The organism is Thermodesulfobacteriota bacterium (assembly GCA_034189135.1).
Lineage (GTDB): Bacteria > Desulfobacterota > Desulfobacteria > Desulfobacterales > JAUWMJ01 > JAUWMJ01.
Map to the genome: position 1 here is coordinate 1 of JAXHVO010000100.1, position 14,439 is coordinate 14,439.

16 protein-coding genes and 2 tRNA genes are annotated in these 14,439 nt (G+C 41.2%); 6 read left to right on the forward strand and 12 right to left on the reverse strand.

All coding sequences use genetic code 11. From position 1 onward, the window contains the following. Positions 1–514: 514 nt before the first annotated feature. Positions 515–592, reverse strand: a tRNA-Arg gene (locus SWH54_14825). A gap of 50 nt (positions 593–642) precedes the next feature. Between SWH54_14825 and tadA the strand changes: the two genes are divergently transcribed. From tadA to SWH54_14840, 3 genes are all read left to right on the forward strand, one after another. After that, the gene (gene tadA, locus SWH54_14830; protein ID MDY6792534.1) at positions 643–1,104 is read left to right on the forward strand and encodes a tRNA adenosine(34) deaminase TadA; all 462 of its coding nucleotides are present in this window, start codon (positions 643–645) and stop codon (positions 1,102–1,104) included. 36 nt (positions 1,105–1,140) lie between these two features. Beyond that, entirely contained in the window at positions 1,141–2,433 is a 1,293-nt protein-coding gene (locus SWH54_14835) for an adenylosuccinate synthase (GenBank protein ID MDY6792535.1), read from the forward strand. Between the two features lie 47 nt (positions 2,434–2,480). Then, a tRNA-Pro gene (locus SWH54_14840) sits at positions 2,481–2,557 on the forward strand. Positions 2,558–2,635: 78 nt separating this feature from the next. Here the strand turns inward: SWH54_14840 and SWH54_14845 are convergent. From SWH54_14845 to pyk, 7 genes are all read right to left on the reverse strand, one after another. Then, positions 2,636–2,794: a transposase gene (locus tag SWH54_14845; GenBank protein MDY6792536.1), complete on the reverse strand. Its 159-nt coding sequence runs from the start codon at positions 2,792–2,794 to the stop codon at positions 2,636–2,638. A gap of 108 nt (positions 2,795–2,902) precedes the next feature. Continuing rightward, positions 2,903–3,511 (reverse strand): CPBP family intramembrane glutamic endopeptidase, encoded by a 609-nt coding sequence (locus tag SWH54_14850; protein ID MDY6792537.1) that lies wholly within the window; start codon positions 3,509–3,511, stop codon positions 2,903–2,905. A 334-nt stretch (positions 3,512–3,845) separates the two neighbouring features. Further along, entirely contained in the window at positions 3,846–4,730 is an 885-nt protein-coding gene (locus SWH54_14855; GenBank protein MDY6792538.1) for a hypothetical protein, read from the reverse strand. 14 nt (positions 4,731–4,744) lie between these two features. Continuing rightward, on the reverse strand, positions 4,745–4,873 hold the full coding sequence (locus SWH54_14860) for an HAD hydrolase-like protein (protein MDY6792539.1): 129 nt from the start codon (positions 4,871–4,873) through the stop codon (positions 4,745–4,747). Beyond that, positions 4,812–5,129 carry a hypothetical protein gene (locus SWH54_14865; protein ID MDY6792540.1) on the reverse strand — a complete coding sequence of 106 codons (318 nt, stop codon included), beginning with the start codon at positions 5,127–5,129 and terminating at the stop codon, positions 4,812–4,814. Before SWH54_14865 ends, SWH54_14860 begins: the two co-directional genes overlap by 62 nt. After that, the gene (locus SWH54_14870; GenBank protein ID MDY6792541.1) at positions 5,126–5,398 is read right to left on the reverse strand and encodes a hypothetical protein; all 273 of its coding nucleotides are present in this window, start codon (positions 5,396–5,398) and stop codon (positions 5,126–5,128) included. The genes SWH54_14865 and SWH54_14870 overlap by 4 nt, the downstream gene beginning before the upstream one ends. 179 nt (positions 5,399–5,577) lie before the next feature. Beyond that, positions 5,578–7,053: a pyruvate kinase gene (pyk, locus tag SWH54_14875; GenBank protein ID MDY6792542.1), complete on the reverse strand. Its 1,476-nt coding sequence runs from the start codon at positions 7,051–7,053 to the stop codon at positions 5,578–5,580. Between the two features lie 303 nt (positions 7,054–7,356). On the opposite strand from pyk, the gene SWH54_14880 reads away from it, so the two are divergent. Together SWH54_14880 and SWH54_14885 are read left to right on the forward strand one after the other, a co-directional pair. Continuing rightward, a complete protein-coding gene (locus SWH54_14880) occupies positions 7,357–8,421 on the forward strand; it encodes a TIGR00730 family Rossman fold protein (protein ID MDY6792543.1) in 1,065 nt (354 codons plus the stop codon). A 1,013-nt stretch (positions 8,422–9,434) separates the two neighbouring features. Beyond that, the gene (locus SWH54_14885; protein MDY6792544.1) at positions 9,435–9,749 is read left to right on the forward strand and encodes a PilZ domain-containing protein; all 315 of its coding nucleotides are present in this window, start codon (positions 9,435–9,437) and stop codon (positions 9,747–9,749) included. Between the two features lie 148 nt (positions 9,750–9,897). Here SWH54_14885 and SWH54_14890 read toward each other — a convergent pair whose 3' ends face one another. Next, positions 9,898–10,221, reverse strand: a complete 324-nt coding sequence (locus SWH54_14890; GenBank protein MDY6792545.1) for a zf-TFIIB domain-containing protein — start codon at positions 10,219–10,221, stop codon at positions 9,898–9,900. A gap of 350 nt (positions 10,222–10,571) precedes the next feature. On the opposite strand from SWH54_14890, the gene SWH54_14895 reads away from it, so the two are divergent. Then, complete coding sequence (locus SWH54_14895; GenBank protein MDY6792546.1) at positions 10,572–11,537, forward strand: hypothetical protein; 966 nt, start codon at positions 10,572–10,574, stop codon at positions 11,535–11,537. Between the two features lie 240 nt (positions 11,538–11,777). On the opposite strand, the gene SWH54_14900 is transcribed toward SWH54_14895, so the two are convergent. From SWH54_14900 to SWH54_14910, 3 genes are all read right to left on the reverse strand, one after another. After that, positions 11,778–12,344: a M48 family metallopeptidase gene (locus SWH54_14900; GenBank protein MDY6792547.1), complete on the reverse strand. Its 567-nt coding sequence runs from the start codon at positions 12,342–12,344 to the stop codon at positions 11,778–11,780. A gap of 139 nt (positions 12,345–12,483) precedes the next feature. Continuing rightward, a complete protein-coding gene (locus SWH54_14905) occupies positions 12,484–13,401 on the reverse strand; it encodes a 2-dehydropantoate 2-reductase (protein ID MDY6792548.1) in 918 nt (305 codons plus the stop codon). A gap of 212 nt (positions 13,402–13,613) precedes the next feature. Beyond that, entirely contained in the window at positions 13,614–14,114 is a 501-nt protein-coding gene (locus tag SWH54_14910; GenBank protein ID MDY6792549.1) for an NlpC/P60 family protein, read from the reverse strand. Positions 14,115–14,439 lie beyond the last annotated feature (325 nt).

A 14,439-nucleotide genomic window follows, 5' to 3' on the forward strand; every position in this document is an offset into this window, starting at 1 on the left:
GTAGTTATATCAAATTGTTGTCGCTTTTTCATATACTGCAAAAAGAATAAAAAGTCCACTACAAAATGCGCTTTTTTTATGTATTACGGATAGTTATATCCGTGGATGGACACTAACTAAAGCCAAAAAGTGGAATCGGGCTTGAAAATCACCTGATTCCACTTTACTATTTGACCACCGGTATCATTGAAGTATTATAGTTTCGTTATCACTAGAAAAACTATATAATTCTACTTTCTTAATTTTCTGAGTTTACCTGCAAAAAACAACCCAAAAACCCCAAAAAACCGCTAATTTTCTCATCTTTAAATCAGCTATTAAAACTTTTAATAGATCTCCCATAAATATCCGTTTCGTCTCACAATAGTCTCATATATAGCTCTATAAACCCTTATTTTTAAATTTCTGAGTTCATTTGTCCCCCCACAATCCATCACGGGCACAATTTCGGGCACAATCCACGATTTTAATGAAAAAAAGGGCTAACCACTGACGGCTAACCCCTTGAAATTGCTGGTGCGCCCGGCAAGATTCGAACTTGCGGCCTACGGATTCGTAGTCCGGCGCTCTATCCAGACTGAGCTACGGGCGCATGCGGAAATAGATTGTATTTTTTCTGCTTCATAAGCTATACAGGTTTTTATGTCAAATACAAAACACATAAAATTTTTAAATCTGGCGCTTGAAGAGGCTAAAAAAGCTGGACAAAAAGATGAGGTTCCTGTAGGTGCTGTGGTCGTTGCAGAAAAAGGAAAAATTCTTTCTTCTGCACACAACCAAACCATTGGCCTTTGCGACCCCACTGCACATGCTGAAATACTTGCCATGCGGAAAGCCGCATCAAAGGAGCAAAATTACAGGTTGTTAAACACCACACTGTATGTTACGGTCGAACCCTGCATCATGTGCATGGGAGCCATTATTCATGCTCGCATTTCAACCGTTGTTTTTGGTGCATTTGATGCTAAATGGGGCGCTGCCGGATCGCTGTATAACCTGGCAATCGATCCCAGGTTGAATCATTTGCCTGAAATCATACCGGGCATTTGTGAGGAAGAATGCAAAGTATTAATGCAGGATTTTTTTCGTTCCAAGCGAATCTAATGAACGCCACCTAACCACTCAAAAAAGGAGTAAACATTGTCCAATATAGTTATCGTCGGAACCCAATGGGGAGACGAAGGAAAAGGCAAAATTGTTGATCTGCTGTCAGAATATGCGGATATGGTCGTTCGCTTTCAGGGAGGGAACAATGCCGGTCACACCGTGGTGATTGAAGGAAAACAGTTTATCAGCCATCTGGTACCTTCCGGTATTTTACAGAAAAAAAGGTGCGTCATCGGAAACGGTCTGGTGGTAGATCCTGAGGTCTTGATCGAAGAACTCGATAACTTAAAGACCATGGGCATAAACGCCCAACCATCCGACCTGATGATCAGTGAAAAAGCCCATGTGATTATGCCTTATCACAAGAGTATTGATCATGGCCGGGAAAAAAAGAAAGGCGACAACAAAATCGGAACCACCGGTCGCGGTATCGGACCGGCATATGAAGATAAGGCCACCCGTAGGGGGATAAGATTCGTCGACCTGATTAATGCGGAAGTTTTTAAGGAAAAATTGGCAACCATTTTAGAAGAAAAAAATTTTTATCTAAAAAATTACCTTTCTGCTGAAACATTAGACCCTGAAGTTATCATTAATCAGTACACTCGTTACGCACAGCGCCTTGCTCCACATGTAGCAAATATTTCCGTGGCCATCAATGATGCTATCAAAGAAGGAAAACAGGTCCTTTTTGAAGGAGCCCAGGGAACCCATCTTGACATTGATCACGGTACCTACCCTTTTGTGACCTCTTCCAACACTGTGGCAGGAAATGCATGCAACGGCGCCGGTGTGGGTCCAACAGAAATATCCGCTGTCATTGGTATCGTCAAAGCTTACACCACCCGGGTTGGCAGGGGGCCTTTTCCCACCGAGCTTTTTGATGAAACCGGTGACTTTATCCAGGAAAAAGGAGCGGAATTCGGCGCAACCACCGGTAGAAGGCGAAGATGCGGATGGCTTGACACAGTCATCCTGAAAAATGCCGTTCGTTTAAACGGGCTTACCGGCGTCACCATCACCAAACTGGATGTACTCGGAGGTCTTAAATCACTGAACATTTGCACGGCATATGAATATGAAGGCCGGGCGCTAAAGCATTTTCCTGCCAGCCTGAAAGTCCTCGCCGGCTGTAAACCCACCTTGGAAACCCTGCCTGGATGGTCCGAGGATATTTCAGGCATTCGAAAAATCGAAGATCTACCTGAAAATACAAGAAATTATCTAAAAAGAGTTGAAGAGCTTATCGAAACCCCCATAGATATTGTATCGGTAGGTCCGGGAAGAGATGAAACGATTGTGATAAAAAATCCTTTCGGTGAATAATGTTTGACATTTGCTGTTCATTAACATAAATATCCAAAAACCTATGTCGGGACGTGGCTCAGCCTGGTAGAGCACAGCGTTCGGGACGCTGGGGTCGCTGGTTCAAATCCAGTCGTCCCGACCAGTTATATCAAATAGTTAAGCCGGATTGTAAAATCCGGCTTTTTTCATTTTTGGCTATGTATAGCCGGTACATTTCGAGTTATTTCTTCATAACCCTCTTTTGCTGATGAGGGCTAAAATTGATCACGCCTAAGTCCTCCGCCACATCTTTTGCCAGAATATCAGGGTGGTTCGCAAGCTGTACCGCTTTGATCTTAAATTCGTCCGAATACCGGTTTGTCTTTTTAGGTCCTTTCATTCTTCCATTTGAACACCTCCTATCCGTTAGGTTTGGGTGTCCACTTTTTTGGGGTAAGTTCTCTGCCCTTCTTCAACTGCTAGTTCGCTATATTTATGTCATATTTATTTATTGAATTGCCCCGCTATAGAAAAACCACCCATAACCAACAGTAAAAAGAAAATTTCCCCATAAGCCGTGTTCGATAGCAGTAATGAGAATTGAGCGACTCTGATTGTAGCGAAAAGCAAATAATACACCCCCGAATGTCGACAAGACGGGTGCCAGCCAGTTACCATACAGAATATGGGCCAGGCCGAAACTCAAACCATTTACTATGATGAGAGTTTGCCTCCTTGGGAACAGATCTCCATATCGGTGAAAAAAGAATGCCCTGAATATAATTTCCTGTGGGTAGGCTGCAAGAAGTGGATATGCAAGCATGACCAACAGCCAAATTTCCGGTTTTGATTTCGGAAATGCCAGAAAGAGTTCGGGAATAATAAACAATGCTGCAAGAGTCATGATGGCAGCCAATGGAATAAATGTGATGAATACTTTTTTCAAATCCTCACGAAAATGTTCATCTGTCCAAAGTTGCATTTGAACGAGCTGTCGGCTGCAGCGCAAGTAGAAATAACAAATGAGTGCCAAGAAAAAGACCAATGGTACAATAAAAAAAGCCAGCTGAAACCTAATAAAGAAAAAGGAGAGGGGAATAACGAAAAAAAACAGCAAACATTCGGCCCACCTTAAAATATTTTTAGTAATACTAATCACCTATAAACCTAATTATCGTTAACAATCTAAGCATTATCCAAAATAACTATCTTCCAAATCGCTGTGTTTACCCAGAAGTGCCAACTCCATAGAACTGAGCTATTACTTGTCATTTAAAAACGCTATCATCAGCCGTTGGAACCGCCGGTATCAATAACTAAATGATAACAAACCTCGATTTCTTTATGAACCTCAAAAGAACTCCCCGGTTTCAATCGGCTGAATGCTTTGTTATGCAATATATGTGAGATACGATCCCAAATTCCTTTCCATTGATATTTATGACTCCCACCTACACTTTGATAATCTTTCTACCCAAATGAAGGACGTCTGGCAGCAGCTGTAGATATATAGCTGTTTTCCCAGCAACATCATAGGCATCCAGTCCTTCGTTGGTCAGTTTTTGGCGAGCAGCATAAATCGTCCTTTTGAGCACTTTTCTGACACGGAGCTTGTTCATCCCAAATTCCAAGAGTGGCGTTATAAAGGGTGCCACAATTGCGCCCGCCAGTATGCCCCCGCTTACTCCGACGGCACTCACCCATGTCGGAACTGACCCGAATAGGCTAAACCAGAAAGAGCCAAACCAGGAAAGCTGGCTCACATAGATGCTGGTAGCAATACCCTGACCGGCTGCGACTGCACTGCCGAAGGTCACCTTGTCAGAGTATATTTTGCTTACAATTCCGGCCAGTAAAAACATCAGTGCGTCGCGGCCCCCCTCAATGGGTGTCGTTAATTGTTCAATTTTGACTTCCAGTTCTCTGACAAACGTCTCTCTCTCCAAGCTTGGAACTTGCTGAAGTATCTCGGTGAATTGTTCCTCAAATCTAAGCTGATAAGATTCAATATAATTTTTCAATTTCTTCTCGAGGTCATTGAGATCGAGCAATTTTTCACTAACGATCTGTTCGAGTTCTTTCACCTTACCGCTTTTCGGTAGTGGATTTGTCTTCTTCTTCAATACTTTTTTTGCAAATAGCTTCGATGTATGACGCGGTAAAGAGAGTAAGTCCGATGGAATGTCGCGCTTGTGTCGCCAATGCCTGCCAAATATTGTATTCAGACTAGCAAAGTGGGTTTGGTAAACGTTTTCCAATCGTTGCTCAGCCTCGTTAAAATGGTTATCGATAATTTGCTGAATGGCTTTTTTATGATCTGTATTCTGTCGGGACATTCATCGGACTCCTGTCAATTAGTTGTATCTAAACAGGTAATCATTCTCGATTCCAAACCGCCGACAATGTCCCTATCCATCCTATCTCCAATCATAAAGCAGTTCGCCGAACGGATCCCTAACTTTTTCCATGCCCAAAACATCATGACTGGATTTGGCTTTCCAAGGAAATATGGAGCAACTTCCGTGACCTATTAAATAGGCGCCACACACTGGTACCGGCCCTCTCAGGCTGGGTCCAGTCAAATCCTGATTGGTTGCAATAAATTTAGCCCCTTCTTGAATCATCAAGGTGGCCTCGATGATTTTGGCATAATCATATTCTTCGCTCTCTGCAACGATCACATAATCCGGATTTTCGGATGTTATTTCAATGTTCGCATTCTTGAGTTCATTCAAAACGCCCTGGCCTCCATCACATAGGCGGAGCAACTATGAGGCCGCGGTACCTTTAAAAAGTTTGCGGTTACCATTACCGATATATAAAAGCAGTTCTCGGGAACGTTGATTCCCATTTCCAAAAGTCGATCTCGAAACTCACATGGCGTGTAATACGAATTGCTAGTCAGAAACAGGAACTTATATTTCCCTTGAGTAAGCCGTTCGACAAATTTACTCGCCCCGGGAAGTAAGGTTGAATTTGTATACACGACACCATCTATATCCATTATAAATGATTTTTGATAGGTTCTATTATCCAAAATGACAGCTCCTTTTAGACTGCGATACTAGACGATAAATCTTATTTGAATTAATCCAATTTAGGATTAGGATGTCCTATCGTTTCTCTTTTTATCCTTTCTTGAAAATGAACAGACAATTTTGTTTTACGGCATATCTATGGAATTCAAACCGTCTTTTCAGCCTTTGCCAAATTGTTGGTATCTAATTCTTGGTCGCTGATGATATCGTCGACGTTGTAAATCTCCAGTAGGTTGGTTCCCCTTTTTTTCATTAAATTGCTGCCGGAAGTGATTATGATCCTGTCTTCGTTTTTTAAAAGGCCAAGCTTATAAAATTTGCACACCAGATGGTATGACATGTCGTAATGACTAAGATCTAAATGGTCGTCTTCATCCATCATTGGAAAGACACCCCTAACGATCTTCAGGTACTGAAGTACTGTTCGATCTCTTGTTATTGCCAATATAGGACATTTCGGCTTAAAGCGAGACACATTTCTTGCTGTAAAACCCGATTCGGTTGGCGTCAAGATTGCTGCAACGTGAAGTTCTTCAGATGCGTAGTACGCCGACTTTGCAATAAATTGAGCTATTTTTCGTTTTTCGGCATCTTTGCGTCTGCGGTATTTCTTTATAATGCGTTTAGCCCTATTTTCATACTGTTTTGCTATGCTGGTCATCATTTCAACAGAACGCAGTGGGTATCGACCTGTGGCTGTTTCCGCACTCAACATAACCGCATCTGTACCCTGAAGAATTGCGTTGGCTACATCGCTAACCTCGGCACGTGTCGGCCGGGGGTTTTCTCGCATGGATTCAAGCATTTGAGTGGCAACAATCACCGGCTTTCCTGCATAGTTGCATTGTTTGATGATGCGTTCCTGTATGCCGGGAACCGACTCAAGGGGTAATTCTACACCCAGATCTCCCCGCGCCACCATGATTCCATTAGAATACGCCAGAATCTCATTGAAATTATCGACGGCTTCAGGGTGTTCAATCTTGGAAAATATCATCATTTCAGCATTATGGCTTTTTAGATAAGTTCTAAGCGTCATGAGATCTTCCGCACTTCTGACAAATGATGCAGCTAGAAGGCGTATATCGTTTTCAATCGCAAAAAGGATATCTTTTTTATCTTGATTCGTAAGGAAAGGAAGATCGACCCGGTAACCCTGAATTGTAATTTTTTTTCTACTCCCAATATCGCCACTGTTCTGAATTTTAACAACGATACCGCCATTGTTGTTGTCAACGACTTCCGACTCGATCAGGCCATCGTCGAAAAGGATTCGTGCGCCGATCGGAATATCCCTAATATGCGGATAGGTTATCGGAATATGCTTCCGGCTGCTTCTTTGCGCATCAATAGACAATAGCAGTTCGGTACCCTGCTTTGCATTTACAGAGCCGTTTTTGATTATCCCTGTTCGAATCTCCGGACCTTTGGTATCGAGTATGATAGAAATATCTTTTCCCAGCTTTCTGATATTTTGGATGTATTCTGCGTGAGTTGCGTAGTCGCCATGCGATAAATTAATTCGTGCAGCATCTATACCCGCATTTCGAAGCTGATGAAGCGTCTCCGGATTACAGGAAGCCGGCCCAATGGTAGCGACTATTTTAGTATTTTTATTCATGTTCAGTTGTATTTTGCGATCAGCAGAATACTCAAAGCCAGTTCTGTTTGTCGAACACCGTATACGTATCAAACAAAAAGGGTGCAAACAAGTTAGAAATCCATTAGAATACAGATGATTACCCTTATAAATAATACCAGCAATTTAACTGGAATAGACCATCCAATACTGGCTGTTTATTAATAAAAAGATAACAAAAACTAAACATTCTAATCACATTTGATGCCGATACTATAGCTGGACAATATATCGCTCTATCTTTAACCTTGCTCTTACGTCGCAAATCAAGAAGGATCGCTGATTATGAAGGCGGAAGCGAAGCAATCTCCTACAGAAGGAAAACTTCACTTTAACGACGACAATGGTGCCGTTGATGATACAATTAAAAAACTATTGCGCCTTGCCGGCGATGTACAACATGCCGATATCGTACGTCAGATGATAATTGCTTCGCTTAAGGCGGGTTTAGAAGACGGTGGCAAGGCCGACTTAAAACAGATGAACGATGCCCTGAAAGAACTGCGTTTCACAACCAAAGTTTTTAAGCCCTACCGTCAAATACGCAAAGTATCCGTATTTGGCTCTGCAAGAGAAAATCTAGACAGCCCCATATATCAAATGGCCAAGCTTTTCGGGAAAAGAATGGTCGAAGCCGGATATATGGTAATCACCGGAGGCGGCCCTGGCATTATGCAGGCCATAAACGAAGGGGCCGGGACTGAAAAGTCTTTTGGCGTCAACATTAGGCTGCCCATGGAACAGGAACCTAATGCCGTAGTAAAAGACAACCCGCGTTGTATTACCTACAAATATTTTTTCACCCGTAAGGTGGCGTTTATCAAGGAAGCTGATGCGGTAGCTCTTTTCCCGGGAGGGTTCGGCACCTTGGATGAAGCAATGGAAACACTGACCCTCATTCAAACAGGAAAATGTGACCCCATGCCCGTTGTCATGATGGACTTACCTGATGGGTCTTACTGGAGAACTTTAATTAGATTCATGCAATCCGAAGTGATAAACAACAGTCGCGCAGACAAAACGGGCTTTTCTCTCTTCCAAGTGATAAATTCGGTAGATGATGCGGTTGCCCACATCAATCGTTTCTATAGGAATTTCCATAGCATTCGGTATGTAGGTCCCCGGTTGGTCATAAGGTTAAACAGGGCCATAGACAATTGCTGCATGGAGGAATTAGCAAGCGAGTTTAAGGACATCCTTACCCATCCGGAAGGTATCCGAATGTCTGGACCGCTACCGGATGAATTTGACTCACCAGAAATTGCGCACCTACCCCGGATAGTCGTCGATTTCAACAAGCGAGACTATGGCCGTCTACGCTCTCTAATCGACACCATTAACGCGTTGTAGTGTTTTTTGTTAAGTATGTTCTTTTTGCATATGTAGACGATAGCATACCAATACATTCTTTTTTTTTTATATTTTTCAGTAAATTTGGTTATACGAATCTATCTTTATGCGCATAATTGTTTTGATGTTTAAAAACACCACCCTTGATTAATTCGTATCCGATGATGTTGCCCATTGCTTAAATTCAATAGAGCACAGGAAAATGACTTCGTTTGATAGTTAGAACATGGCGATTATGTCAGGTTGTTATTATTACATCAAATTTGAAAAATGGTTCCCGCTTAGGACTTTATGATTGAGTCTATTGACCGCTAAATTTCAGTCTCACAATCAAATCTTAATTTGATCGTGTAATCCGGTGGTGTTGATTCCATTTTGAAGTTTCCCTGCATAATTATCTCGCTATCATCGATCCGCTGATTCTTTTATAATATTACAATCATAAAGATTTGTATGATAAATCTATTTTAGTATTGAAAGTTGTTTTTCTTCTATTTTAAATAGAAAGCTTGGTATTATTGACGTGAAAATTGTGCCTATTTTTTGTGATTAACAGTGATTTTGAGTGATAAACAGTGACATCTTGAACGGAAGGGGTAGTAACGAAAAAACTTATTATTTCATCATTATAGTTAATTGTTTATCATCGTTTATCACTATTTGTCACCACCTTTTTAATCGGTTCAAATCCAGTCGTCCCGACCAAACATTATTAATGATGAGCCGGATAGTTACCATCCGGCTTTTTACTTTTCCTGACTATCTCTGTCCCTTCACTCCCACCTGAATATTTTATCAATCTGCTTCCAAATCGCTCAACATGGTTTGCCAATATGCTTTTTAGCTGACCGTTAAAAATGTGGTGATACGATTTTGCTTAAAAGTGGTATTTTTATTCAAAATAATGGTATTAAATTGCTTTTACTAATTGAAATGATTGATAAAAAACACTTGACAACATAAATTTGTTCGGGTTATTGGTAAATTTTATTTCTTGTAAATGGAAGTTTGTTATGGGAGCTTTTGCGGCACAAGATACCATTTTAGAGGATTCGGAATCCAGGAAAGACTCAAGAGTAATTTTTAATGGCAAAAAGCCCGTAGTAGCGGAATGTTTTACCGTTGATTCTCATTTTAAAGCGTCCATTCAGGATTTGTGCACGTCTGGGGTTTTTATTTGCACTGACAGAAAATTTTCTATCGGACAAGAGATTTCATTAACTCTTTGGTTTCCCGAATCCGGAAAAAAGATGATGGCGAGCGGTGAAATAGTCAGGATTGAATATTCAGGAATCGGAGTGAAATTTAAAATTCTGTTTACTAAGTAAATTCCACTAGTTCAACGCTCTGTTATTGAATCTTTCACTTGAAAGACGTTGAGTCCTCTCTCAATAAAAAGCATTACTATAGCTGTACTTTCCCACTCATCCATCGGCTTATTATTTCAATGTCACACACCGCCAGTTGAGAAAAACTCTATTTGAAGACCGAAAAAACGGAGTTTTTCACCTTGCCGAAAACACCCTTTTCAGCTTCAAGTATCTTTTCCATCTCCCCTGGGTCGAGGTGAACCGCGCCGCATCCTTCATTGACGCATATGTCGATCTTAACCTTATTATGCTCCACTTCCACCAGGCTTGGCGTGCCGCATCTGAAGCAGTGATTTTTGTGGTCTTTGCTATAGGCCTCATCCGCCTCTTTTGCGGCAATGGCCCTAAGTTTTTCAATTTTTTTCCTTTCCTCTTCACGAAAGTGAAGATCTTCATCGCTGACTTGAATTATGACGCGCTCGTTTTTCATGTACATTCCTCCTTATATGGCGTTGTCGCCTGTCTAATGGCAGTTCTCACCCGCTTACCGACATTCAGAATCCAAATACCGGATGCTTACGTTATTGTCAACCCGTCTTTTTGACCCGTCATTTTAAACTTCTTCATCAACGACCCTCTATTTTTTCACCTGGTTTCCTGCTTTTTTCCCGTTTGTGTATAAAATTCAGCTATGGATCAGGTAATTTTTTTCACTTAAGTTTTTTATACAAGTGCCGATACTGTTTTATAATGCAGACACTTAGACGAAAACAGCAACGTTTATGTTACCATGAAAAATATAAAACAACTGTATGGATACCTTACCGGAAGAGAGGCAAAATGTATAAATTCACTAAACTTGCGATATTCATCATTCTATTTTCAGGAATAATTTTTGCTCATAATGTTTTCGCCAATAATTTCGAAGATTCGGTTTATGATTGTTACCAAAAAAAGGGATTTTGGGGTGTTTCAACGGGTCGATGTATCGCCAATTCGTTTATTAAAATTCATGGATATTCGTCACAGTCAACTATTATCAAACGGGTTTTTATCGGTGCATGTGAAAACCTCCCCAAAGGCAGGGAATACAAATATTTAAAAAACAGGCTAAGTATTGATTTGAGGAGAGAGCCAAATCTTATCCCTATCATAGAAGAGCATTATTCCATGGTAAAAAAAGTCGTTGATCGGGTCAACGTTGTAAAGAAAAAACAAAAAGAAATGGCGCATAAAAAACGAATCGAGGCCAAAAAGCGGAAACTGGAAAAATTAAAAAAGCAAAAGGTTGAATATGAAAAGCAGCTATCAAAAGCCAAACAAGAAAAATTGCTTGATGACGAAATAAAAAGGGTTCGTGCAGAAAAAGCAGAAAAAAAACGGGTTGCTGAAATAAAAAAAGCAGAGGAACAACGCAGAAAACAAAAAGAAAAACAGCGCCAGGAAGCCATCAAGTTTCAAAAACAACAAGAAGAAGCCTGGCGCCAAGTGAATCATTTTGCTAAAAGCAAAGGCTGTAAAGGTTTTTACGGGAAAATCTTAAAGTTTTATCTAGATAAATCAGTGAATCGAATCGATCCAATGGTGTTCATGGGCTATATGTTTGAATCGATCCAGCGCTATAAAGTGGTAATGAAAAAAGATCACATTATTTGCTATTTGATCAACCCCAGCATAACCTTTGCCATTGAAAAACAGAAAGGAAGGTTTTATGGAAAAACACTTGGGCAGGGAATATATTTGAAGCTGGTAGATTTTGGTACGTTTGGTTCGCAGCAAATTTTTATTTTTAGGGAAATTAGCTAAAACACCCCCTACCTTGGCCAATCATTATGTCTAATCCTTCAGACACAGGTGCCCCGATTAAATAACGATTTTTTTATCTACCCAAAAAAAGAAATTGGCAACCACGCTGATTTCCTTTTTGAAGGTGGTTTGACTGTTCGACTTTTTTTGATTTTGCGAAATGACTCGAACGCTCAGATATTTTCTTCTTCATTGTTTTTATCACATTTTTAAGCGAAGCGCTCCATTACCACCTCTTTTTTAGCATAGCCCGGCGCCATATCTTTTCAGTTCTCTTTCTAACGATTTGCGATCGTTTACCATCTGCTCTAACTTGGTATAAAATTCCTTATTATGGCTTTTAATGCGGGTATGAACGAGCTCGTGAATGATCACATAATCAGTCAATCTGTCGGGTAATCTGACAAGTTTGACATTAAGGCTGATGTTGTTTTTGGACGAACAACTCCCCCAGCGGGTCTTCTGATTCCTAATGAATACGCGATTGTATTTAAACCCATGCGCTTTTGCCAGTTCATCCAGCCTATTAACCAAAACTCTCCTGGCTTTGGTTCGATCAATATCATTGAATTTTACGGAAAGAGTTCTATGATCCCTTTCCACCTGTCTCATTCTTTCCAGATTTTTTTTTATCCACCCCCTTCTGGAGCCGGCAAAGGCCATGGCTTTCTCCCATGAAATTCTATAAGGAACTGCAACCCGAACACCTTTGAATGGTCGCACCGAAATATTGATCCGCTTTGCCCTTGGACTGCGTTCAAATAAAATTTTTCCGATACCTTCAATACGAAACAGATGTCCGCCCATTTCCTTCTGCCTTATGCCTTATAATAATATAGTGAAACACCGGTGGTTTTTAATACAAACCCGAACGTTTAGCTGCACGAATTGTTTTTTAAATACCAAAAACACAAGCTGAAACCCATTCCAGATAATCACATATAAATCAATAGCCTCGCCAGGTATCGATCGCTTTCACCAGGACATATACAGCCCGGGTAAAAGGAAACTCTTCGTCATCCTGCGCATATTTGAGCACACCCCCTGATATGGTATCGATTTCCGTTTTTCTCGCGGCCTGCAGGTCCTGAAGCATGGACGTCTTGTTCGCTGCCGTTCTCTCAAGATTGTCCATATGCATGGCCCACAGCTCATCAAACTCAATTTGGACACCTGCCCTTCCTGCCGCAATAATGGTCTCTTGGCAGATCCTTTTCATGATGTCCAGTGCATGGATATTTTTTCGCATCTCGCCATTGCTCATACCCGTTAAGGCGGAAGTGGTGTTGACCATAGCGTTTATGGCCAGTTTCCGCCAAATAGCCGGCCGAGGATCTTCCACATAACTGGCGTTCAGTCCAGCCCCTTTCAACAGAACTTCGATCCATGCCATGTCAATGCCCTGCTTCCAGGGCCCGAACATGAAAAAGCCGTCGCCACCCCACCCTATGACACCCGGAGCCTTAGTATATGCCCCGTAAGTTGTCACACCAGCTCCGACCTTTTCCTTTCCAAAAACTGAAACAAGCTTCTCCGGGTTCCCCAGGCCATTTTGAATGGTAAGAACCACTCCGTCCTCCTCAAGGATTTCCCCAACAGGTGAAATTTCTTCTGTGCTGTATGACTTTACGGCCACAATAACCAACCTGGATGGTTTGAGATCAGACGGGCTATCCGAAACAGCGGTCAGTGGGAATTTCCTTGTCGTGCCGGTGCGGTCCCCCTCAATCGTAATCCCTTTCTCTCGAAGCGCCTCAAGCTGTGCGCCCGATCTCTGAAAAGCCTGAACAGTTATGCCTCCTTCGATCAAACGGCCGGCCAACAGGCTGCCCAAAGCGCCACATCCGGCTATGGTTACTATCATGCGGTTATCTCCCAGCTTCTGATTTATTTTTCCCCCAAACAATAGATAGTCTTTTCCTGGGTGTCAAGCGATGGTGGACAACTATAAAATGGCAGTTACAATCCTCTGTCGAATGGACTTTCCGAATTCAAGGAAACATAAGATAAATCAAGTCAGTTGACTGAAACAATGGCTGAAAATTACAATTTGCTTACAAATATTGAATAATATTTTCATCTTGCAAAAAGCCGACGTGACGAATAATAACATTTTTTCCAGTATGAATTATTCAAATCTGTCAAAGCAACGCCTTTAGACTTGGATGCGTGGATAAATTTGTTACCACCTACATAAATACCAGCGTGGCGTGGGAATGTTGGAGGTCTGAAAGTCACAATATCGCCAGGTTTTAGTTCATTTTTTTTAATTCTAATCCCTGCTCTCATTAAAAGCTTGGTTGACCTCGGGACTTCCATATTCAACGTTCTTTTATAAATCTGATGGACAAACCCTGAACAATCAACACCTTTTTTTGTATTTCCCCCCATCCTATGAGGAGTACCCTTCCACGATCTATATTCTTTAAGCAGCAATTTTCTGATTTGACTGTCACTCAAAGAATTTGAAACCATTGGTTTTCGATTATAACCATCATTCGTTATTTTTTTACCGGCACACCCCAGTATCAACACCAAAGCAACCGCAACGAATATATATTTTAGTTCCGGCTTCATTAACTCTCCATAACAAGTGTTTATTTGGATCCAGGTACCATCCCTATGTAATGTCATTCATCTTTAAGCGCCAGATGCTATTGTAATATAAAATTAAATACCGCAAAAATTTAGATACATTGAGAGATTACCTACTATCACCGAACTCGTGATATCATCTTATTCTATGATATCACAACAATTTTTAGGCTTCAAAAAACCTGTTATGTGGGAGATGAACGAAACCGCTTCGCGGTAGCTTTCCGGCCCATCTTTTCTCATTTCAAATCATTTATCATACCAAAACGACCATCTTAATCTACATATATGGATTCGCTTCGCTCAA